Source organism: Dyadobacter flavalbus (assembly GCF_006149045.1).
GTDB classification, from domain to species: domain Bacteria; phylum Bacteroidota; class Bacteroidia; order Cytophagales; family Spirosomataceae; genus Dyadobacter; species Dyadobacter flavalbus.
This window is the reverse complement of record NZ_VBSN01000069.1, coordinates 141,965-163,334: the sequence shown is the minus strand read 5'-3', so window position 1 is coordinate 163,334 and position 21,370 is coordinate 141,965. Positions and strand designations below refer to the sequence as shown.

Genomic DNA, 21,370 nt, shown 5'->3' with positions numbered 1-21,370 from the left:
CCGTGATTGCGGATTTATAGGAAAATCGCAGATAAATCCGCTTTTTTCTGTATTTTTGATACTATCAATAAACTCTATCCTGTTTCCGTGTGTTACAGTTAATAGAGACACATGGCGATAATTATATGACTATGAGCAAAGAAGAAGAATTGTTGGAGGAGATCACCAGTTCGGAATACAAATATGGTTTTGTAACTGATATAGAAGCAGATGAAGCTCCTATGGGGCTGAATGACGATATAGTCAGATTTATCTCGGCCAAGAAAAATGAACCGGAATGGATGCTTGCGTGGCGTTTGAAAGCGTATCATTTGTGGCTGACCATGAATGAACCGAAATGGCCTAACGTGCATTATCCCGAAGTTAATTTTCAGGCTATAAAATATTATTCGGCTCCCAAGAAAAAGAAAGCCGTAGAAAGCATTGAAGATATTGATCCCGAGCTGCGCGACACGTTTGAAAGACTTGGAATTTCCCTGAATGAACAAAAAAGGATTTCCGGTATTGCCGTGGATGCTGTGATGGATTCGGAATCGGTGTTTACAACGTTCAAAGAATCGCTTAAGGAAAAAGGAATCATTTTCTGTTCCATCAGCGAAGCAATCCGCGAGCATCCTGAACTGGTTAAAAAATACCTGGGTTCGGTTGTTCCGCCTAAAGACAATTATTACGCAGCACTGAATTCTGCCGTTTTTTCCGACGGTTCCTTTGTATACATTCCGAAAGGCGTGCGTTGCCCGATGGAACTTTCCACTTATTTCCGGATCAATGCAGCCGGTACCGGACAGTTTGAGCGTACACTGATTGTTGCCGACGAAGACAGCCACGTAAGTTACCTTGAAGGTTGTACAGCTCCGATGCGCGATGAAAACCAGCTGCACGCGGCAGTTGTTGAAATTTTCGCACATGAAAATGCGAACGTTAAATATTCAACCGTACAGAACTGGTATCCGGGCGATAAGGATGGAAAAGGCGGTATTTACAACTTTGTGACAAAACGCGGTCTTTGTGACGGTGCCAATTCCAAAATTTCATGGACGCAGGTCGAAACCGGTTCTGCCATTACATGGAAGTATCCTTCCGTCATCCTGAAAGGCGATAATTCGATCGGTGAATTCTACTCTGTTGCTGTTACCAACAACATGCAGCAGGCGGATACCGGAACGAAAATGATCCACATCGGGAAAAATACCAAAAGCCGGATCGTTTCAAAAGGTATTTCCGCAGGAAAAAGCCAGAACTCTTACCGTGGTCTGGTTCAGGTTTTCAAGAAAGCCGAGAAAGCACGTAACTTTTCCCAGTGCGACTCCCTGTTGCTTGGTGACAAATGCGGCGCGCATACTTTCCCGTATATTGAAGTAAGCAATCCTTCCGCTACTGTGGAACACGAAGCCACGACTTCAAAAATCGGTGAAGATATTCTCTTTTACTGCAACCAGCGCGGCATTCCTACTGAACAGGCTGTTGCACTGATCGTAAACGGATATGCAAAAGAAGTTTTAAACCAGCTTCCGATGGAATTTGCGGTGGAAGCACAGAAGTTACTGGAAATCAGTCTGGAAGGCAGTGTAGGTTAAGATAACAGAAACACTTTTTTACAGCTTTATATCTGAAAAGCCTTTGATTCGTCAAAGGCTTTTTGTATTTTATTGATTCCAATAATTTATCCACTCACATTATATCTTCATGACACACGTTCCGCAACTAATTGTTGACCTTTCTTTAATACTCACAATAGCGGGTATCATCACCCTTATTTTCAAGAAATTGAAACAGCCTATTGTGCTTGGTTATATACTGGCCGGATTACTTGTAGGACCTAATTTTCACTTGTTTCCGACCATAACCGACATTAAAACCATTGAAATATGGGCTGAAATCGGGGTTATATTCCTGCTGTTCAATCTCGGTCTGGAATTCAGTTTTAAAAAACTGGTCAAGGTTGGAAATACTGCCGCTATTACCGGGCTTTTTGAAGTTTCCATGATGCTTGTCACCGGCTTCGTAACGGGCCAGCTTCTGGGATGGAGCAAAACGGACAGCCTTTTTTTGGGCGGCATCATCGCCATCTCTTCTACAACAATCATTTTCAGGGCATTTGATGAACTCAGGATCAAAACACAGCAGTTTACAAGAGTCGTACTCGGCATTCTGGTCATTGAGGATTTAACAGCCGTTTTGCTGATGGTTCTGCTGTCAACGTTATCCATAAGCCAGCAATTCGCGGGCTATGAACTGCTGCAATCCATTCTGAAACTGTTTTTCTTTCTTACGATCTGGTTTCTGGGCGGAATCTTTATTTTCCCGACGCTGCTCCGCCGTTACAGCAATCTGATGAATGACGAAAGTGTACTGATCACTTCCATTGCGCTCTGTTTCGGAATGGTTTTTCTGGTGACGCAAGCCGGGTTTTCGGCTGCACTCGGCGCATTTATCATGGGTTCTATTCTGGCAGAAACCACGCATGCAGAAAAGATTGAACATTTGCTGAAACCTGTAAAAGACCTTTTCGGCGCCATATTCTTTATTTCGGTCGGCATGCTGATCAATCCGAGCCTGCTTGCCGAATATGCGGTTCCGACGGCCATTCTGGTTTTTGTTGTCATTTTAGGCAAAACCACATTCGTATCGCTCGGGGCCATTATATCCGGTCAGCCGCTTAAAAAATCCATGCAGTCGGGAATGAGTTTGTCGCAGATCGGTGAATTTTCTTTTATCATTGCCAATCTCGGACTGTCGTTAAAAGTCACCAGTGAATTTCTTTATCCCATTGCGGTCGGCGTATCGGTAATTACGACTTTTACTACGCCATACATGATGAAAGCTTCCGAACCGCTTTCCGAATGGCTGGAAAAAAGATTGCCGGAAAAATGGAAGTTGTACCTGAACCGTTACAGCACAAGTACGGATACAATCGGGCAAACAACGCACTGGAACCAGATTTTAAAGTCGTATTCTCAAACCGTAATCCTCAATGCCGTCGTGATTATCGGCATCATACTGGCGGCTTCACGGCAGCTTGCAGATCAGCTTCACACGCGCATTCCTGAAACTTTTATCACGAATGCGGTTCTGTTTTCAATTACATTTCTGCTGATTTCTCCCTTTTTATGGGCATTGGTATTTAAAAGATCCAACCGCAAAGCATATTCCGCAATCTGGCTGAGCCGCAAATACAGCCGCGGGCCGCTGCTTTTACTGGAATTTTCAAGAGTGCTCATTGCGATTCTGCTCATGGGATTTCTGCTTAATTCATTTTTTGCAACGATTACGGCCCTGAGCTTTGCAGCGGGCATCATGATTCTGGGTATGGGCATTTTTTATCAGAGACTTCAGGTATTTTACCATAAAATTGAAGACCGGTTTTTACAAAACCTCAATGCGCGCCAGCTGGAAGGAAGCGGCAAATCCAAGAAAATCCTTCTGCCGTGGGATGCGCATTTTGCATTTCTGGAAGTAAGCGCGGATTCCAACCTGATCGGAAAAAGTCTGCAGGAATTAAAAATCAGGGAGAAATTCGGTATCAATGTAGTTCTGATTGAGCGCGGAAGCAAAACCATTTACTTGCCCAAACCAACCGAAGTGCTTTATCCATGCGACCGCATCGAGGTAATCGGAACGGACGAGCAGCTGGATTCTTTCCGGGGCCATGTGGAAATCAGTATTGACGGAAACAAATATCTGGCAAATGAAGAAAGCGTTGCACTTGCGCGCATTGTTGTTAAAAATGAATACAACATCCGCGGCAAAAGCATTCGTAACAGCCTTATCCGGGAAAAAACGCATGGAATGATCGTCGGACTGGAAAGAAACAGCGAACGGATCCTTAATCCCGATGCTTCGATGATTATTGAAGACGGAGACGTTTTGTGGGTTGCAGGACAAAAAGAACTCATCAAAGAATTTGTAAATACAAAAATGGCAAACAGCAATGACGAAGTTTCAGTCGTTATCTGATCAGCAATCCCTGTAAACCGCCCGTATGAACGGCAACAATTACGGTTCCTTTTGCAAAGTAACCGTTACGGATAAGCTCAAACAGGCCGAAAAACAGCTTGCCGGTGTAAACCTGTTCGAGCTGAATTCCGTAATCGTTTTTAAAGCTTTCTATAAAACTCAGAAGTTCCGGCTTCCATTTGGCATAGCCTCCAAAATGATAATCGGTGAATAATTTCAGTTTGCCTATATTTTCAAAATTGTTCAGCAGCCCGTTGATATCGTTTTCAAGGAAATCACCGCCTTTCAATGCCGGAAATGCAAGAACATTCGCGTTGGCAGAAAGTATCCCCGCAGCCGTACCGCCGGTTCCCGCAGCCACTGCAAAAAAATCCGGCGCAGATTCCAGCTGACGGCGTACTTCCGTAACCATTTCAGCAACTCCTTTTAACGCAAGGTCCGAAGTTCCGCCTTCCGGAATGATAAAAGGAAAGTCAAACTGTCCGGATAGCTGTAACAAATATTCCTCCGAATGTTTTTGCCTGTATTCCTGTCTGGAAACGAAATGCAGTTGCATATGCTGTTCACGGCAGAATTCCAGCGTTGGCGTTTCTTTTTCAGCCAGTTCCTCACCTCTTACAATTCCGATTGTCTTGAATCCGAGTGCATTTCCGGCAGCTGCCGTTGCATACAGATGATTGGAATAAGCACCTCCGAATGTCAGCAAAGTGCTTTTATTTTCCGCTTTTGCCTTTAATAAATTGTATTTGAGTTTTCGCCATTTATTGCCCGAAACGGTTGGATGAATAAGGTCATCGCGTTTGATAAACAATCGGATTCCTGCCTCTTCAATGAACTTGCCGGAAAGTTCCTGCAAAGGAGTAGGCGTTATAGGACCAAGTAAATCCACGAAATTTGATAATTTTGCCAATAGTAAATTAAAATAGAAAAATGTCCGAAGATAACGTTGAAATTACCTCTGAAGAAGATGATTTGTTTGAACATTACCGAATCGTTATTGACAAAGGTCAGAGTGCAATCAGGCTGGACAAATATCTTAGCATTCATGTTGCGAAAGCTTCACGCACAAAAATACAAAACGGTATTGAAGCTGAGGCCGTACGTGTAAACGGGCAGGCCAAAAAAGCCAGTTATAAAGTAAAGCCGTATGATATCATCACGCTTTCCCTTCCCGAGCCGCCGCGTGATACCGAAATTATTCCGGAAGACATTCCGTTAAACATCCTTTACGAGGATGACGCGCTGCTGATCGTTAACAAACCGACCGGAATGGTTGTACATCCGGCTTTCGGGCATTGGTCGGGAACGCTGATACATGCACTGGCTTTTCATTTCAAGCAATTGCCGACGGGAACAAACGGCGACATCAGGCCGGGGCTTGTTCACCGGATCGACAAGGATACATCGGGATTGCTGGTGATTGCCAAAACGGAATTTGCCATGTCATTTCTGGCAAAACAGTTTTCCGACCATTCCATAGAACGAACATACAATGCCATCATCTGGGGCGAACCGAAAAGTGACAAAGGAACGGTTACCGGTCATATCGGAAGAAATCTTAAAGACCGAAAAGTGATGGATATATTTCCGGATGGCAGTCATGGAAGACATGCCGTAACGCATTATGAAGTTTTAAAACGGCTGCGTGATGTCTCTTTGATTCAATGCAAGCTGGAAACGGGCCGTACGCACCAGATCCGGGTTCATATGAAATATATTGGTCATCCGATTTTCAATGACACCACTTACGGCGGAAACAAAATCCTGCGCGGCGCAGCAAGCGGAAGTTACAAGGCAATGGTTGAAAACTGTTTCAGCTTGCTTCCAAGTCAGGCGCTGCATGCCAAATCGCTGGGTTTTGTCCATCCGACAACAAAGGAATGGATGCAGTTTGATACAGAACTCCCCGAAAACTTTCAGACTATTCTTGACAAGTGGGAAAACTATGTAAATCATCAGTAGCAAGTAGTATATTTCAGGCTTTTACCGGTTTTAATTATAAAAATGGCTTATGACAATTTCAACCCGACAAGGAACAACTGAAGATATACCCTCCGTTTTTGAACTGGTGAAAGAACTGGCGACTTATGAAAAAGCACTGAATCAGGTTTCCAATAACGTTGAGAAAATGACCCGTGACTACAACGAGAAATTATACGATTTCTTTGTAGCAGAAGCAGATTCAAAGATTGTCGGACTGTCGCTTTATTACTTTCGCTATTCTACCTGGAAAGGAAAAAGATTGTACATGGAAGACATCATTGTTACCGAAAGCATGCGCGGTAACGGAATCGGCAAGATACTTTTTGATGCAACCGTAAAAGCGGCAAAGCAAACAGGCTGTACGGGCATGTTATGGCAGGTACTCGACTGGAACACTTCCGCTGTAGGCTTTTACAGAAAGTACGGGACGAACTTTGATAATGAATGGATTAACTGTAGTCTGGATTTTTAGGGTGTTGGCTTTTGGCGGGAAGTCATTGATGGTTATTTGTTGTCATTGATGGTCATTTATTGCTGTTAGCTTTTGGCGGGAAGTCATTGATGGCTATTTGTTGTCATTGATGGTCATTTGTTGCTGTTAGCTGTTAGCTTTTGACCGTTAGCTTTGAGAGGAAAGTCATTTATCGTCACTTCTAGTTGATTGCTGGCCTTATAAGCCTTTTTTATTGTTATTTCATCTATTGCTTTAAGTTTGAATCAGCTTAAATATTAGTTAACGGCTATTAGCTAAAAACCAAGAGCTGATCGCTAATAGCTTTTCATTCCAGCAAGTCCGGTCTTCTTTCTTTTGTCCGCCGGAGAGATTGCTCGTACCGCCAGGATTCGATCTTGGCTTCATGTCCGGACATCAGGATTTCAGGCACTTTGTTTCCTTCAAAATCCGCAGGTCTGGTGTAAACAGGCGGGGCAAGCAAATTGTCCTGAAAAGAGTCCGTCAATGCAGAAGTTTCATCGTTCAAAACGCCCGGCAATAGTCGTATAATGGCGTCAGCAAGTACGGCTGCCGCAAGTTCGCCACCGGAAAGCACATAATCTCCGATACTCACTTCCTTGGTCACAAACAAGTCACGAACGCGCTGATCAACACCTTTGTAATGGCCGCAAAGCAGGATCAGATTGCCTTTCAAGGATAGCTGGTTAACCATTCTTTGCTGCATCAGCTCGCCATCAGGCGTCAGATAAATAACTTCATCGTATTGCCGCTCGCTCTGCAATTTTCTGATGCATCGTGCAATTGGCTCAATCTGCAGCACCATACCGGCACCGCCGCCAAATGCATAGTCGTCGATAGTACGGTGCTTGTTTACAGAATAGTCTCTGATATCATGAATCACAACTTCCACGAACCCGCCCTGCTGTGCTCTTTTCAGAATCGAATGTGCAAAAAAGCTGTCAAGCAGGCTTGGAACGCAAGTAACAATATCAATCCGCATCATCCGGGGTATTATCTGAATTGTTGTCAAGATAAACTTCCAGAAGGCCTTCCGGCAAGTTAACAAGCAGCTGCTGCTTTGCCTTGTCTGCCCTTAATACAATATCTTCCGCAGTGGGTATCAGCACTTCACTTCCCTGATAATCCATAGCAATCAGATCCTGTCCGTTCAGCGAATATACTTCTCTTACAATCCCGAGTTCACCTTTATTTTCATCCACAACCGTGAAGCCTTTGATTTCATGATAGTAAAATTCTTCATTATCAAGCTCTTCCAGTTCATCCAGAGACAGATAAAGCGAAGTTCCGACAAGTGCCTGCGCTTTTTCAATTGTATTGACATCTTCAAAGCTTACAATTGCATTTCCCTGCTTCTGCAGATTGAAATTCTGGATAAAATAAGGAACCAGTTCTCCTTTGATCTCAACGTAAACTGCATCAAGATCTTCATAATCTTCCGGATAATCCACATCCAGAAATATAACAACATTGCCCGAGGTTCCGTGTGTTCTTACGATATAACCCAGCAAATAACAATTATCCTGTGTCACAAAAATGGAATGTTTAATATGGTATATAAACAATATGAGTCTGTTCGGCAAACCGACAGACCCATAAAAAATGTATTTCCAGGCAAATTACTCAGCAGATTCTTCTGCCGGTGCACTTGCTGCAGCCTCATCAGAAACTTCGTCTGTAACTTCTGCATCGTCGCCAGCAGGAGTTTCCTCAGCAGGAGGTGTGTTTTTCTTTGCAATCGCTTCGGCACGGGCCTGATTTACCTTACGCTCAGCTTCAAGCTTGGCTAGTTTCTCAGCATCTTTCTTCTGAGTCAAAGTATCGGCAGCAGTAGCCTTGCGGTCTGCTTTTGAACCTTTCCATTCTTCAAAACGTGAATCAGCAACTTCCTGCGTGATTGCACCTTTGATTACACCAACCTGAAGGTGCTTGCGAAGCATGATGCCTTCATGCTGCAGAATGGAACGGGCTGTATCTGTAGGCTGAGCGCCTTTAAGAAGCCAGTCAACAGCTTTGTCTGATTCCAGAACGATGAAAGCAGGATTTGTTCCAGGGTTGTAAACACCCAATTTTTCGATGAAGCGACCATCACGTGGTGCTCTGGCATCTGCGACTACGATATCATAGATCGCTTTCTTTTTGCGTCCACGACGCGCTAACCTTATTTTAACTGCCATTATTGAATTTGTTATGATCGGGAACTCGTCCCTTAATTAAACAGGGTGCAAAGGTAAGTTAATTTCCTGATTCCACTGTTATCAATGCACAAAAAAAGGAAGGCATGTGACGCCTTCCTTTTGCAAAAGTATTTTCTGAAACCTAGCGGCGGAAACCGGCAGGATATGTAGAACGCAATGTATTGTTAGGAAGAATCTTGATTTCCACACGACGGTTAGACTGCAAGCCTTCCACAGTAGTGTTTTCGGCAATCGGACGATACTCACCATAATATTCGGTCAGGATACGGCTTGGATCAGTGATACCGGCACGGATAAGGAATCTTTTGGCTGCATCAACACGGCGGCGTGAAAGACCTACGTTGTAGCTGTCAGAAGCACGTGCATCTGTATGTCCTACCAGAACGATGCGGCAGTTTGTACGCATGTTCAAAAGCTCAACCACTTTGCTCAATGTCTCTTTTGAAGGATCACGGATAATCGCTTTGTCCGTATCGAATTCGATGTTGCTGAACAATGCTTCACATTCATCTTTCGGCAGGTTATTTTTGATTGCATCTCTGATGATTTTATCAAGATCCATTGCAACTCCGCCACCTGAAACAACGCTTCCGCTTGGCGTATTTGGCTCCTTGTCAAAAAGATCGGCAACGCTGTCACCGTCAGAATCGGTATAAAGACGCGGATCAACCGGATCAGGCATTACTGCTTTCGCTATCGAATCTGCATCGCTCATGGTCGGGTTGTAAGGAACCGGGATCAGAGATTGCGGATTGGTCCAGCGCAGGTGATAACGGCCGCTTGCTGCATCGTATTTGCCGCCTTTCGCTCTTACTGCATTTTTGCCCAGTTTGTAAGTCAATGCAAGATTCAGCATACCGTAGGAATCGTTTCTGGATTCACCTCTTGCAAACGTCCAGATTCCTTGCTGTGAAGTATAATCGCTCAGACCGCCAACTGTTGCATCGAGCTTTTCTGTATTTACAAAATTGTGCGTGTAGTCGATACCAAGGTCAAAACGTGAAGACAGTTCATAATGTACAGCCAATCCTGTTGGAACTACCCATTCCCGGGTATAAGTAGAACCGTTACGCTCCCACTCACCAGCTGTTTTGGAACTGTTGTCCGTATTGGTTGAGAAGCTGCCGCTTAGACCTTTGGTTATGTTAACATAGTCTACATCGGTGTGATAATAAATGATACCGGCTCCAAGATGTGCATCGACTTTCCATCTGCGAAGTTTTTTATATCCGAACAGCAAACGGCTGATGTTGGCAGTTCCGTCCAAAGAAACCTGAACAAATGACGGGCTGTTGAATGTAGCACTGTAAACATCACCGGTTAAAGAGCTGACATGCGAATCTTTGGAACCCTGAAGACGTCCGTTATAGCCAACGATCTGAAGACCGAATATAGGTGAAAGCTGTTTGTTTACGGATAATCCCCAGCCGCCTGTCAGTTTTTCATTGTCTCCGCGTTTGAAGCCATCGTACTGCGTTAAATCTCCGAAGAATTTTGTGATCCCTCCATATCCTGTTATGGACCAGGTATTCATTTTATTGGGCCCGTCATACGTTCTGTTTTGAGCAAACGTATTCAAGCTCAGCAGGGACAAACAAATTAAAGCAACGTAAAGATTCTTTTTCTTCATGGGAAACACCAGTTATGTGATTCAATTATTCACTGTATTTAATTAATTCAAAACAGAAAAAAGGACAAGCCTGTAAGCCGGGTTCTGTATCTTTTATAAACTAAAAGGTTCCTACCATTTATCCGGGATTCCGGTCACCCGAAACCTCTAACGATCTACCCGTGCCAGCGTTTAAAAAAACGGGAGCGAGTAACTCCGCAAACCGACACCTATTTGATCTTTCAGCCCGTAAGGTTTACCCTGCCTCTATGGTTACCCAGAGAGCGGTGGGCTCTTACTCCACCATTTCACCCTTACCCTGATATATAAAAAACATGCCAAGGCGGTATCTTTTCTGTGGCACTTGCTGTCAGCAAATCGTCTCCGGTCTGCTGCCTTCCCATTAGGAAGTACGGTACTCTGTGCTGCCCGGACTTTCCTCCCCGGCAAAAACCGTGGCGGTAGGACAGCTTATCCTTTCCTCTGGCCACAAAGCTAAGAAATACTTTCTTTTGATCAGCAGTTAATATACTATTAAAAGTAAAAAAATATGGTAAACAAGCTTACTATTGTACAAATTATATCTCAAATTCCTTTTAGCCCGTCTACCCGCAAATTAACCTTTCCATGCGCAAATACAACAGAATAAATATGTTTCGGAGTCAGATAAACCTTGTCTGGAACAATATCTGAAAGGTTGCCCTTCAAAATGACACCGTCGGTAACTTTATAATTCTGCAGCGCTTTCTGGATCGTTGCCTTGGCATCAACGATCTGCTGACCTACGGGAAACACCATTTTCTTCTCCATCATTCTGCTGAACTGCCCCTGCAGCAGCCATCCGGCCGTTCGAACTATTGCGTTTCTCGTGTCAAGATCGTAGTCCAGGTTTTTTAGAGATAATTGCTGGTTTACAGGGTTGTAATCCGGAATACCTTTTAAATAAATCGTACCATTTATACTACCTTTCATAACAGCCTTTATAACAAGCCTGTCATTTTGCCCGTACATTTCAACGGATGTAACTTCTACTTTATACTGGCCGTTCAAAAACGAGAACGTTTCACCTTTCAGCTTTGCCGTTGCAAGCCGGGCTGCATCTTCATAGGAAACAAGGCTGATCAATCCGATCTTGAAATCCTCGGTTACATGGTTAACAATTTCCAGATCCGGAAGCTTGTGAACTGCCGCAACCACAGGCTTGACTACCGAAGTAATGGTTTGGGTATAAGCATTGATGCCGATAACGGCACGAAGAATATTATTTTTGGCCAGTAACGGCGTCATGACGACTTTTGAAGGGGCGACAACAAGCCATGTATCAAATTCCTTTGCTAGCATAATCGGCTGGCGGGCCATTTCCCACGCCATTTCAGCACTTTTTTTAAGCTCGATATTTGAAGAAACCTGCTCATCGATTGCTGCCGTAATCTTGTCAAAGTTTTTGTTCAGAAGCCGGCTGGCCATGCTTTTGATCGGAATGTTGATGCCGGCAACCTTCACATTCGGATCTGTAATCCAGTCGTAACTGTCTACGTATGTTTCCGACTTTATTTTCCAGTTCGGTAAAATACCCAGTTTGGAAATCAGACGGATTCTGATTGAAAATTCCGTATCCTTGAATCCGGACATTTTTATGCCCAGCGGACTAATTCTATAACCTGCGCTCACCCATATCTTCAAAGGAACCTCAAACAAAAAGGAAGAATCAATGGCAACGACCTTGATCGGACTTATTTTCCAGACTTTCGCTTTCAGATTGTCGTTATTGTCATCTTCGTAGCTGTTGTCTTCATATATAAGCCCTTTGATCTTCATATTGATCTGATTTTCAAGTTCCGAAACAGGTATTTCCACGGGAACGTTGATAACAGACAAATGCTTTTCGTTCTGAATCTCTTTATCAGAATATTTATATTCTTCCATAGGCGCTTTTGGAGAGGTTTTTTTTGAACTGCACTGCCACAGGATCAGCGTTATACCGGCTATAATGAACAGGTACAAGCATTTATAAAGCCACTTATTTGATCTTGACGAGGGTTGCACCGTATCCGAATTTTTCTTTCTGAGCATCCTTGAAATAATTGACATGCGGGTTTTTACCCAGTCGGCGATGCAGCTCTTCTCTGAGCACTCCGCTTCCTGCGCCGTGAATAAACGTGATTTCATCCATTCCGTTGGCAATGGCCAGTTCGAGGTTACTTTCAAAAGCGGCAAGCTGTGTTTTCAGCATGTTATCTTTCGAAATCCCTGCTGTGTTAACGGCAAGTTTCTCAATGTGCAAGTCTACAATGGCCTGCGGCTTTTCAATCGGCGCCGGCTTTGATTCTGTTCCGCCGAGCATGCTGTTTTTCAGCTCTTCCGACAGATTTTCAGCATATGGCTGCACTTCCTTTTTCAGGTTTTCTTCGTCCAGCTGATAAATAAATGCTTCTTTTTCAAGTACCGGTGCTTTCCTTTTGTTTTTATAAAAAGACTGCGCGCGGCATTTGATCCTTTTATGCAAAGCCTGCGGCAGGCTGTAATTTCCGCTACGGTAATAAAGAATTTTAAATTCAAAAACCGGCCAGCTTTCGAAATCTTTCATGAGCAGTTCCGTCAGCTTCTGCGAAGTACGCGGCAGCAGCACGCCTGCCGTCAATCCCGTACTAACCGACTCATGGACAGCAGCAGCCGTAAACGGAAGCGTCCAGTCTGAATTGTTGATGACATGCATGGTTACGGCTTTATCATTCACAGCCACAAAGGCAAGGTAAATTCCTTTTTCCGCAAAAGGTGCCGATCTTGGAACAATGGCGTCCTGTTGAGATCCTATTTTTTTGGAATCCGCATTTTTGATCAGCCGCTGCGATTCTACAGGCGAGATGGTTACAATTTCATTTTTCAGAACCGGAATCCGGAAACCGTCTTCTATTTCTATTTCTACCACATTTCCGGGCAGAAAAGCATAAATAACACCTTCTTCCCTTCCGTGTACAAGCCTAACTTTATCTCCTATATTCATTTTTTTTAATTTAAATCCTGATATTTTTTCAGGCATATTCATTCCAGTACTTTTACAATCATTCAATCAGAAGTAAAAAGGCTTGAACGAAACGCCTTTTTTGCTGAACTGCAATGACGGTGCCGGGATTTTGATCGAATTCACCAGAAACCCGATCGTACGAACAAATTTTTTCCTGCTTTTGATCTTAGTCATGTCAATATCCAGCGACAGATAATACTGACGATAAGGAATGTAACCCATTTCTATACTTCTTGACTTTTCTGCCGAAACCATGTTATGCATTCCGTAACCGGCTGAAAAACATAACCATAATGGCCAGCCACTTCCTTTAAAAAAGCTTCCGGGACTAAATGAAAGCCAGTAAGTCTGCCCGTTGTAATCTTTCAGCCAGCTTTCCGTACGGCTGCTGCCGAGCAGCTCGGGCCTAACCCGCGACAATGAAGTATAATGAAAGGAAAATTTAGGCTGAATACGAACTTCGTCCCATAAGGCGATTTGTCCGAGGTAAATGGCCGAGCCGGTTACATTTGCAACCATATCGCCGGGAGAAAATCCGTAATCGGGAGAAAATCCGTCCAGAATTTCAATCGGTGTCTGGAAAATAACCCCTGAAATTGCCCCGTAAATAAGCATCTGTTTTTTGGAAATACCCGTTTTCCTGTAAATAGCCGCGGTATGGCGCGCAATCTGGTACGATGTGTAAACGTGCCCCAGTTTGTCCATTTGGAGCCACTCGTGTGTATCGTCTTTAATGCTGAACTTGGTGAGCGGATTTTTGTACCAGGATTTACTTAATCCGTAAATAGTGCCCAAATACAATGCAGACTGGACGGCGAATATGCCGCGCAGCATTTTATAATCCGGTTTTATACGGCTGACGGAATCGGTACTGACGCTGTCTGTTTCAACAGCAGGCTGAAAAGCGAAGGAAGCGGTACTTTTAAATATAAAACATACTAAAAAAATCCTGGGCAAAAATCCGGCAAACAGCAAACAAGGTTTTCTTTCAATATCCGCCATGGTACTTTCTTAGTCCCCATTCAACGCCCAGAAGTACAACCAGCAGAAAAAACAGCCACTTCAGGTAAATCAGTTCAACCATTTCCTCGCTGCTGTCAAGCCGATCGGAAGGTCGGTTTTCTTTTATCTTGCGTATAAAATCAGGCAAGGCAGAAGCAGTCATAAACGTTCCGCCCGAACGGTTCGCCAGCTCGCGCAGCATGCCGAAATCCGCCGTTGTATTATTGGCTTCCAGGTCCGCATTCCGGATCACAAATTGTCCGCTTGCTTTTTCCTGCCCGTTGCGTAGTGAAGCCGAGGCAACGTAACGGTAAACACCTTCTGAAAGCCCCGTTACATTAAAAGAAGGATTTTCCTTCGAATGGGTATAAGTAAACTGCTTGGTTGCTCCTTTTTCGTCCGCTACGCTCAGTTTTACTTCCTGACCAAAAACGGGTTCATAAATATCGTTGTAAATTTCCGTCTGAAATACGACCTGTTCGCCGGCCTCAAACTCATTGCGCAGCGGATACACGCGGAACTTGCGTTTGTCTTCCCGTACGGAAAGCACCTGAATTACTTTCTGGAACAAATTGTCCACCACTTCCTGCTTGCTTGTCTGCGCAAATTCTTCCTGCCGCCACTGCCAGATTCCTTCACCCGCCAGAACGGCTATTTTCTGCTCGCCGTTTGTGTTCAGCACCAGCAAAGGCTTACTCGTATTCAGCGTTCCTACTTTCTGAAAAAGGATCGTTTCCGTTCCCGAAGAAATATTGTACTCACCGAAAGGCACGGATAACGGCGGAAGGCGTTCGAGCAGCTTAAGGCTTTCCGCATCAAAATTCATTTGCTGAAAAGAAGGATTGAACCGCGCCGTTACTTTATCAATCTGGTTATTGGAAGCATTGATGATCAATGATCGGTTCATCGTATTGGCCAGCGGAACGGCCGACTGGTTTCCCAGAATATAAAAAACAGGCGTTTTGGCTTCCATAAATTTCCGGATCTGCGCATTGCCAAGGCCCAAAACGTTCGGAACCTGATGCAAAATCACAAGATCGTACGGCTTCGCAGAAGGCGGCAGATTATTCGAAATCGAAAGGATGCTGATATCCAGTTCGTAATTATCATTGGCCTCGATCATGCTGCGGATGCTTTTAATGTCCGGATGCGGGGCAAGCGCCAGCAGCAGAATCCGCTGACGGCCGTCAATGATATCCATGTAAATATCTCTTTTATTGTTTCTTGCAGAAGTTTCACCGGAAACTGCACCAAGTTCCACTGTATAATGCTGCACGCCTTTCTGGCTGGAAGAGGCCTTGAAATCAACAGCTTTGTAAAAATCGGGGCGGTCAATAACGATGTTCTGGCTGGCAATGACGCGTCCGTTCTGCTTTAAAGTCACGGTTGTGGATTTTCCCGCAAGGCCGTTGGCAACAATTTCGGCACGAACGGGAAATTCATTTTCAAGATACGCAATGCGGTTGCTGATGACATCCTTGATGCGGATATCCAGATCGGGAACCGTATCCCCTACTGCAAGCGTATTGATTTTAAACGGAAAACGGTTGTATGCCGGCGAAATTCCCTGATTGACGATCCCGTCCGAAAGCAGAACAACGTCCGTCAGGTTGCGTCCTTCAAAGTTGCTTTTGACATTCTGCAGCATGCCGGAAAGATCCGTTTTGTTCTGATTGAAACGTATGGAATCCGCGGATGCCGATTTAACTGTTTTGTCAAGCGTCTGAACACTTACTTCAAATCCCGATTCTTCCAGGTCTTTTGTGGCAGCGGCTATCTGCGACATCAGCGTTTCGCCATATGGTTTGACGGATTCCGAGTTGTCGATGGCAAAAACGATCTTGGCTTTATCCACTGAAGTTTCCGTTTTCCTCACCAGAGGGCTTAACAGCAGAAAGCAGATCAGTGCTACCGAAAGGCCGCGGAAGAATGCAAGCAGATAATTCAGTCTTTTTCCCCACGAAGGCTGAGGCTGATACAGCAGATATGCATACAGCGCTCCTGCCAGCAGGCAAAAGATAATAAACCAGTAAGGAGTTTGGAAAATCAGTTCAGACCGCATGAGTGAAATGTCAATAGCTTGGCAGCGGTACAATATACAACGAAACTGCCAGCTATTTACTAACGAAGAAAGAGACTATGTTAACATACCACCGTCCACCTGAATAACCTGTCCGGTAATATAACGTGAAAGGTCCGAGGCCAGAAACACGCAGGCGTCCGCAACTTCTTCCGGCTGGCCGCCTCTTTTCATCGGAATAGACTGCTTCCAGTCCTCCACCGCTTTGGCATCAATGGCATCGGTCATTTCTGTTTCTATAAAGCCCGGTGCTACTGCGTTGGAGCGGATATTCCGTGAACCGAGTTCCAGCGCAATGGATTTGGTAAAACCGATAATGCCTGCTTTGGAAGCCGCATAATTGGACTGACCGGCGTTTCCGCGTATTCCTACTACTGACGTAATGTTGATGATGGAACCGCTTTTTGCACGCATCATGCTTTTTATGGCTGCCTTTGTCAGGTTAAAAACCGATTTTAAATTGATGTTGATCACCGTATCCCACTGTTCCTCACTCATGCGCATCAGCAAACCGTCACGTGTTACACCGGCATTGTTGATCAGGATATCCAGTTTGCCGAAATCTGCCAGCACGTCGGTCACAAGCTGATCAGCCGCTTTAAAATCGGACGCATCCGAGCGGTACCCTTTTGCCTTGATACCGAATTCTTCCAGTTCTTTTGCAAGCGCTTCGCCTTTTTCCACGCTGGACAAATAGGTAAATGCAACATCGGCACCTTCCTGAGCAAGACGCAATGCAATGGAACGGCCAATACCCCGGGAAGCGCCGGTAACCAAGGCGACTTTATTTTCTACAATTTTCATAGATGAGTTAAATCTGTCAAAATAATTTAAGGTTGGCAAAAATAGGTGATTGGTCAGAGACGGTCAAAAAAGAAAATGCATCCTGTTTGCGTGACTTTATTGATAAAAGACCGTATTCAGTAAAATTAACCTGACAAGTCCAGTATATTTTATTGCATGCTGCTATTGGCAAATAGCTTTCAGCTTTTAGCTTTTAGCTTTTAGAAAATGAACCTTTAAGAACGTCAATCAATTTCAAGCATTTACTTAAATCAAATACAAAAGGTATGCAAAATTCCGGATTGCATAACTGAAATAACATTTTCCAAACCAAACCTTCTTTGTTTTGGCACTGTTACTTTATTATTCTTAAAATTTTCATTTACTAAAACCCGGAATAATGGCAGACCAAAACAAAACCGCATTAATTACAGGCGGCTCAAAAGGAATCGGATACGGCGTGGCAGAAGTGCTGATCAGAGAAGGCATTAATGTGGCCGTAACAAGCCGCTCGCAGGAAAGTGCAGACGAGGCCGCGGCTTCACTCAATAAAATCAGGGAAGGAGCCGCAATCGGAATCCAGTCTGATGTCAGAAACCTGGAATCGCAGCAGAAAGCAGTTGATGCCGTCATTGCAAGATGGGGACGGCTGGATTACCTGATTGCCAATGCAGGCGTCGGGCATTTTGCACCCGTTTCCGAACTGACTGCAGAGCAATGGCATGAAACGATTGACATAAACCTTACCGGCGTATTTTTCAGCGCCAAAGCAGCTGTAAAGGCTCTGACAGAAACAAAAGGTTATTTTATTACGATTTCCAGCCTTGCAGGAACCAACTTTTTTGCCGGCGGCAGCGCTTACAATGCAAGCAAATTCGGCGTTGTCGGTTTTTCACAGGCCATGATGATGGACGTAAGAGATGCCGGAATCAAAGTTACCACCATTATGCCGGGTTCCGTGGCGACCGAGTTCAACAATCACCAGCCTTCCGAAAAGGATGCATGGAAAATCCAGCCGGAAGATATCGGACAAATTGTTGCCGACCTCATTAAAATGCCGGCCCGCACGCTTCCGAGCAAAGTGGAAGTAAGGCCGACCATGCCGGCGAAGTAACTCTTCACTGATCACAGATTTGCTTTCTGATGTCAAATCTGTGATCAGTGCATTTTACACCACTTCGGATATACAAGGATTGAAAACAGGAAAAGCATTCCGGCGATCAGCAAAACCGGAATTTTGTAGAGAATCAGGAAAGTCAGTAAAATAAAGCCCAGAAAAACAGTTTGGGCAGAATCCTCCGGAATTCCTTCTTTCTTGTAAAAAAACAGATGCAACAAAAAAGTCAGGGATAATCCTAAAATGTACAACTGAACGGTCTGAGAAAAAGTCAGTAATCCGTCCCGCAGCAAAATCAGCGTTTCAGGCAGAATAATCATTGCATGGATTTTTACGATTTGCCCGATTTGCCTGAAAACAGAAGCCGGAAGCGTACGGCCCCACATCCAGATTTCACTTTCCCACCTATATATTTCATAGGAAATGCCGGTATTCAGCAAGTAGGCAAACGACATGCCGATTGCAGGCAGGCGCAGGTCGTAATCGCCGGTTGAAAAATAAAGCAGCGTTCCAAGCGTAACCAGAACAGAACCTGCTTTTCCGATCAACAATGTGATTCCTTTTTCCCTTAAAAGCCATTCCAGTTTCCAGTAAGTTAGCGAAACAGGCCTTTTGAACCGTAGTTTAATAATGCTTTTACTTTTCCTTTTGATAAATGCTGCTGGCCGGCGGATTTTCCATTCCAAACTGGCGGCAACCAGCAATGCGAGTACAGGGTAAAACAGGAGTACCGGCCATATGTTCGGAAGTATTTTGTCCTGAACAGCAATAACGGTCAGGTAAATGCCATAATAAAGAATGGGCTGAAGCAAGCCAAGCGCAACAATCAACAAGCGGTAAATTCTGACGGGTGCCGGCCAAAGTCTTGTCAGGTAAATGAAACCGTATTCCGGCTGCTGCAATTGCTGCAACAATGACTGAACGCAGAAAAGCGCATAAAACAGCCAGATCAGAAAAAGGTATAATTTCCCGAAAGAGGCGGTCAGAAAGAAAACTGCGAATGCATGATGCTCCGCACCGCTCAGAAACCCGAAAACAATACCGATCAGCACCAGAAACAACCCGGCCCGTATTCTGAAAAATTCGGAAACTGTCGATAAGACCAGTGCTTTCATAAAGCGGAAACCGGGACAAGCGTTTTGTTTTTCAAGGCGAAACTTTGTGAAACCGGCAAACCTTCATGCTCGAACGGCTGATGGGAAGAAAGCAGAAAAGTCACATTTTTCAGATAATATGCTTTTATAAGCCCGAACAATGAAGCCCGCGCTTCCCGATCAATCGTGATCAAAGGCTCATCCAGAATAATTACGGACGGATTCCCAAGAAATGCCAGCAAAAGCGAAACCTTTTTGACCATGCCGCTGGAACAGCTTCCGAACGGATTCGAAAGATAATTGATCCCGAAGGCTTCAATCAGCATTTCGGCCTGACTTTCGGGACTTTTTTTGGATTCCGCAACAAATGCAATCAGATCAGCAGGTGTCAGAAAGGAAGGATATAACGGCTCGGCTTCTCCAAGGTTCAGGCGCAGCCTGTACTCAACCGGATTTTTTCTCAGATCAAATTTGCCGTCAAGCACAATGGAACCGGTATACGGGAGCATTCCCGAAAGCGTTCTGAAAAGCGTCGATTTGCCCGCTCCGTTCTCGCCCTGAATCCAGTAAATGCCTTTTTCTATTTCCCAGGACGGAATGTTCAGAATTTCCAGTGCTCCGTATTTCTGTTGTAAATCCCGTATTTTAAGAATCATGTGAATGCAAGAGATTGGGTACTTTTTGCTAAATAAAGCTTTTTGTTTTTAATAAATGAAGGATGAGGTCTTTTGACAAACCCGGATTATTAAAACATGCCTGACAAATTTCTGCCTGTTATTTCAACTGCCTTGCATCGTTATACAAGTCTTTGCATTAAGTACTTTATTCTAAATTAATTACGAAATACTTACCTAAAATCTCATCATTTTAACGTTCAACAAAATATTATTACCTTATTGGCAAGTAGTGCTTATAACTGTATATTTGAAAAAATTTTAAAGTCGAATAAGACTTTTTAAAAAATATTAATATCAATCCAATGACATCATCTCGCCGCTCCTTCCTGCGCTTGTCTGCTGTTGCTCTTCCATTTTCCCGGATCAGCAGCTTATTTGCAAAATCTGCTGTAAAAAAACCGCTTGTCATTTCCACCTGGGACAGCGGGCAAATTGCCAACGGCGCAGCATGGCCCGTACTTGAAAAAGGCGGAAAAGCACTGGATGCAGTGGAACAGGCAGCCATAGCTATTGAAAACGATGTAAACTGCTGCGTAGGCCTCGGCGGAAATCCGGACCGCGACGGGCATGTTACGCTGGATGCCTGCATTATGGATGAAAAGGCAAACTGCGGTTCGGTGGCTTTTCTGGAAAGGATCAAACATCCGGTGTCGGTTGCAAGAAAACTGATGGAAACCACGCCGCATGTTTTTCTGGCGGGCGTTGGCGCACAACAGTTTGCATTGGCGAACGGCTTCAAGCTGGAACCGGACAAGCTTTCGCCCGATGCTGAAAAGTCGTATAAACAATGGCTGATCAAAGCGGAATACAAGCCCGTTATCAACATTGAACACCAGCAGTCGCACCCGAAAGGACACGGACCGTTTGCGCCGGCAAGGCTGGAAGACGGCTCTTTTAACCACGACACCATGGGAACGCTTGCACTGGATGCAAACGGCGATCTTTCAGGTATGTGCACGACAAGCGGCATGGGATTCAAAATGCGCGGCAGAGTCGGCGATTCCCCGATAATCGGCGCCGGCCTTTTTGTGGACAATGAAATCGGTGCGGCTACGTCTTCCGGTCAGGGTGAAGAAGTAATCCGGGTTTGCGGCACCCATCTGGTTGTGGAATTCATGCGTTCGGGACTTTCTCCGGAAGAAGCGTGCAAAAAAGCCGTTGAACGCATTGTAAAGCCGAATCCGGAACGTGCAAAAACTTTTCAGGTGGGTTTTATAGCCGTTAACAAACAAGGCGAAGTAGGCGCTTATTCCGTTCAGAAAGGCTTCAATTACACTGTTACGGAACAAGGCGGAAAAGGCAAAGTCATCAATGCCAAAAGCTATTTTGCCTGATTAAAAAGACAAACAAGCATTTGAAAGTACTTGCCTGAA

18 protein-coding genes and 1 other RNA gene are annotated in these 21,370 nt (G+C 44.5%); 6 read left to right on the top strand and 13 right to left on the bottom strand.

Annotated features, from left to right (window positions below):
• Nucleotides 1-131 precede the first annotated feature (131 nt).
• Entirely contained in the window at nucleotides 132-1,577 is a 1,446-nt protein-coding gene (sufB, locus tag FEM33_RS22555; RefSeq protein ID WP_138281269.1) for a Fe-S cluster assembly protein SufB, read from the top strand.
• A 109-nt stretch (nucleotides 1,578-1,686) separates the two neighbouring features.
• Nucleotides 1,687-3,957, top strand: a complete 2,271-nt coding sequence (locus tag FEM33_RS22550) for a monovalent cation:proton antiporter family protein (RefSeq protein ID WP_139014233.1) — start codon at nucleotides 1,687-1,689, stop codon at nucleotides 3,955-3,957.
• Here FEM33_RS22550 and FEM33_RS22545 read toward each other — a convergent pair.
• Nucleotides 3,950-4,846, bottom strand: coding sequence for a 1-aminocyclopropane-1-carboxylate deaminase/D-cysteine desulfhydrase (locus tag FEM33_RS22545; RefSeq protein WP_139014232.1), 897 nt, complete (start codon nucleotides 4,844-4,846; stop codon nucleotides 3,950-3,952). The two genes, FEM33_RS22550 and FEM33_RS22545, sit on opposite strands and share 8 nt — an antisense overlap.
• A gap of 41 nt (nucleotides 4,847-4,887) precedes the next feature.
• On the opposite strand from FEM33_RS22545, the gene FEM33_RS22540 reads away from it, so the two are divergent.
• Nucleotides 4,888-5,919: an RluA family pseudouridine synthase gene (locus FEM33_RS22540; protein ID WP_139014231.1), complete on the top strand. Its 1,032-nt coding sequence runs from the start codon at nucleotides 4,888-4,890 to the stop codon at nucleotides 5,917-5,919.
• Between the two features lie 49 nt (nucleotides 5,920-5,968).
• On the top strand, nucleotides 5,969-6,412 hold the full coding sequence (locus FEM33_RS22535) for a GNAT family N-acetyltransferase (RefSeq protein ID WP_138281265.1): 444 nt from the start codon (nucleotides 5,969-5,971) through the stop codon (nucleotides 6,410-6,412).
• Between the two features lie 307 nt (nucleotides 6,413-6,719).
• Here the strand turns inward: FEM33_RS22535 and trmD are convergent, their stop codons facing one another.
• The 10 genes from trmD to fabG all read right to left on the bottom strand — a co-directional run bounded on the left by trmD (nucleotide 6,720) and on the right by fabG (nucleotide 17,130).
• Nucleotides 6,720-7,394, bottom strand: coding sequence for a tRNA (guanosine(37)-N1)-methyltransferase TrmD (gene trmD, locus FEM33_RS22530; RefSeq protein ID WP_139014343.1), 675 nt, complete (start codon nucleotides 7,392-7,394; stop codon nucleotides 6,720-6,722).
• Nucleotides 7,384-7,944 (bottom strand): ribosome maturation factor RimM, encoded by a 561-nt coding sequence (gene rimM / locus FEM33_RS22525; protein ID WP_139014230.1) that lies wholly within the window; start codon nucleotides 7,942-7,944, stop codon nucleotides 7,384-7,386. The genes trmD and rimM overlap by 11 nt, the downstream gene beginning before the upstream one ends.
• Before the next feature lie 87 nt (nucleotides 7,945-8,031).
• Nucleotides 8,032-8,589 (bottom strand): 30S ribosomal protein S16, encoded by a 558-nt coding sequence (locus tag FEM33_RS22520; protein ID WP_139014229.1) that lies wholly within the window; start codon nucleotides 8,587-8,589, stop codon nucleotides 8,032-8,034.
• A gap of 142 nt (nucleotides 8,590-8,731) precedes the next feature.
• Nucleotides 8,732-10,240 carry an OmpA family protein gene (locus tag FEM33_RS22515; RefSeq protein ID WP_139014228.1) on the bottom strand — a complete coding sequence of 503 codons (1,509 nt, stop codon included), beginning with the start codon at nucleotides 10,238-10,240 and terminating at the stop codon, nucleotides 8,732-8,734.
• Nucleotides 10,241-10,297: 57 nt separating this feature from the next.
• An RNA gene (rnpB, locus tag FEM33_RS22510) (RNase P RNA component class A) lies at nucleotides 10,298-10,697 on the bottom strand.
• Between the two features lie 107 nt (nucleotides 10,698-10,804).
• Nucleotides 10,805-12,145, bottom strand: a complete 1,341-nt coding sequence (locus FEM33_RS22505; RefSeq protein WP_139014227.1) for a DUF4403 family protein — start codon at nucleotides 12,143-12,145, stop codon at nucleotides 10,805-10,807.
• A gap of 94 nt (nucleotides 12,146-12,239) precedes the next feature.
• Nucleotides 12,240-13,223 carry a Smr/MutS family protein gene (locus FEM33_RS22500; RefSeq protein ID WP_139014226.1) on the bottom strand — a complete coding sequence of 328 codons (984 nt, stop codon included), beginning with the start codon at nucleotides 13,221-13,223 and terminating at the stop codon, nucleotides 12,240-12,242.
• A gap of 66 nt (nucleotides 13,224-13,289) precedes the next feature.
• The gene (locus tag FEM33_RS22495; protein WP_229214368.1) at nucleotides 13,290-14,078 is read right to left on the bottom strand and encodes a DUF2279 domain-containing protein; all 789 of its coding nucleotides are present in this window, start codon (nucleotides 14,076-14,078) and stop codon (nucleotides 13,290-13,292) included.
• Nucleotides 14,079-14,232: 154 nt separating this feature from the next.
• Complete coding sequence (locus tag FEM33_RS22490; protein WP_139014224.1) at nucleotides 14,233-16,308, bottom strand: VWA domain-containing protein; 2,076 nt, start codon at nucleotides 16,306-16,308, stop codon at nucleotides 14,233-14,235.
• A 75-nt stretch (nucleotides 16,309-16,383) separates the two neighbouring features.
• Nucleotides 16,384-17,130, bottom strand: coding sequence for a 3-oxoacyl-[acyl-carrier-protein] reductase (gene fabG, locus FEM33_RS22485; RefSeq protein ID WP_139014223.1), 747 nt, complete (start codon nucleotides 17,128-17,130; stop codon nucleotides 16,384-16,386).
• Between the two features lie 379 nt (nucleotides 17,131-17,509).
• Here fabG and FEM33_RS22480 point away from each other — a divergent pair, with 379 nt between their 5' ends.
• On the top strand, nucleotides 17,510-18,223 hold the full coding sequence (locus FEM33_RS22480) for an SDR family oxidoreductase (protein WP_139014222.1): 714 nt from the start codon (nucleotides 17,510-17,512) through the stop codon (nucleotides 18,221-18,223).
• Nucleotides 18,224-18,267: 44 nt separating this feature from the next.
• On the opposite strand, the gene FEM33_RS22475 is transcribed toward FEM33_RS22480, so the two are convergent.
• Nucleotides 18,268-19,341 carry a hypothetical protein gene (locus FEM33_RS22475; protein WP_139014221.1) on the bottom strand — a complete coding sequence of 358 codons (1,074 nt, stop codon included), beginning with the start codon at nucleotides 19,339-19,341 and terminating at the stop codon, nucleotides 18,268-18,270.
• A complete protein-coding gene (locus tag FEM33_RS22470; protein WP_139014220.1) occupies nucleotides 19,338-19,976 on the bottom strand; it encodes an ABC transporter ATP-binding protein in 639 nt (212 codons plus the stop codon). Before FEM33_RS22470 ends, FEM33_RS22475 begins: the two co-directional genes overlap by 4 nt.
• A gap of 323 nt (nucleotides 19,977-20,299) precedes the next feature.
• Between FEM33_RS22470 and FEM33_RS22465 the strand changes: the two genes are divergently transcribed.
• Nucleotides 20,300-21,331, top strand: a complete 1,032-nt coding sequence (locus FEM33_RS22465) for an isoaspartyl peptidase/L-asparaginase family protein (RefSeq protein WP_139014219.1) — start codon at nucleotides 20,300-20,302, stop codon at nucleotides 21,329-21,331.
• The last annotated feature ends 39 nt before the right edge of the window (nucleotides 21,332-21,370 follow it).

Bases quoted from the DNA above. Each gene is read 5' to 3' on its own strand.
- FEM33_RS22465 (WP_139014219.1), top strand. From the start codon at position 20,300: ATGACATCATCTCGCCGCTCCTTCCTGCGCTTGTCTGCTGTTGCTCTT.
- FEM33_RS22515 (WP_139014228.1), bottom strand. From the start codon at position 10,240: ATGAAGAAAAAGAATCTTTACGTTGCTTTAATTTGTTTGTCCCTGCTG.
- sufB (WP_138281269.1), top strand. From the start codon at position 132: ATGAGCAAAGAAGAAGAATTGTTGGAGGAGATCACCAGTTCGGAATAC.
- FEM33_RS22540 (WP_139014231.1), top strand. From the start codon at position 4,888: ATGTCCGAAGATAACGTTGAAATTACCTCTGAAGAAGATGATTTGTTT.
- FEM33_RS22475 (WP_139014221.1), bottom strand. From the start codon at position 19,341: ATGAAAGCACTGGTCTTATCGACAGTTTCCGAATTTTTCAGAATACGG.
- FEM33_RS22520 (WP_139014229.1), bottom strand. From the start codon at position 8,589: ATGGCAGTTAAAATAAGGTTAGCGCGTCGTGGACGCAAAAAGAAAGCG.
- FEM33_RS22490 (WP_139014224.1), bottom strand. From the start codon at position 16,308: ATGCGGTCTGAACTGATTTTCCAAACTCCTTACTGGTTTATTATCTTT.
- fabG (WP_139014223.1), bottom strand. From the start codon at position 17,130: ATGAAAATTGTAGAAAATAAAGTCGCCTTGGTTACCGGCGCTTCCCGG.
- FEM33_RS22505 (WP_139014227.1), bottom strand. From the start codon at position 12,145: ATGGAAGAATATAAATATTCTGATAAAGAGATTCAGAACGAAAAGCAT.
- FEM33_RS22535 (WP_138281265.1), top strand. From the start codon at position 5,969: ATGACAATTTCAACCCGACAAGGAACAACTGAAGATATACCCTCCGTT.
- trmD (WP_139014343.1), bottom strand. From the start codon at position 7,394: ATGCGGATTGATATTGTTACTTGCGTTCCAAGCCTGCTTGACAGCTTT.
- FEM33_RS22480 (WP_139014222.1), top strand. From the start codon at position 17,510: ATGGCAGACCAAAACAAAACCGCATTAATTACAGGCGGCTCAAAAGGA.
- FEM33_RS22500 (WP_139014226.1), bottom strand. From the start codon at position 13,223: ATGAATATAGGAGATAAAGTTAGGCTTGTACACGGAAGGGAAGAAGGT.
- FEM33_RS22470 (WP_139014220.1), bottom strand. From the start codon at position 19,976: ATGATTCTTAAAATACGGGATTTACAACAGAAATACGGAGCACTGGAA.
- FEM33_RS22550 (WP_139014233.1), top strand. From the start codon at position 1,687: ATGACACACGTTCCGCAACTAATTGTTGACCTTTCTTTAATACTCACA.
- FEM33_RS22495 (WP_229214368.1), bottom strand. From the start codon at position 14,078: ATGCTGCGCGGCATATTCGCCGTCCAGTCTGCATTGTATTTGGGCACT.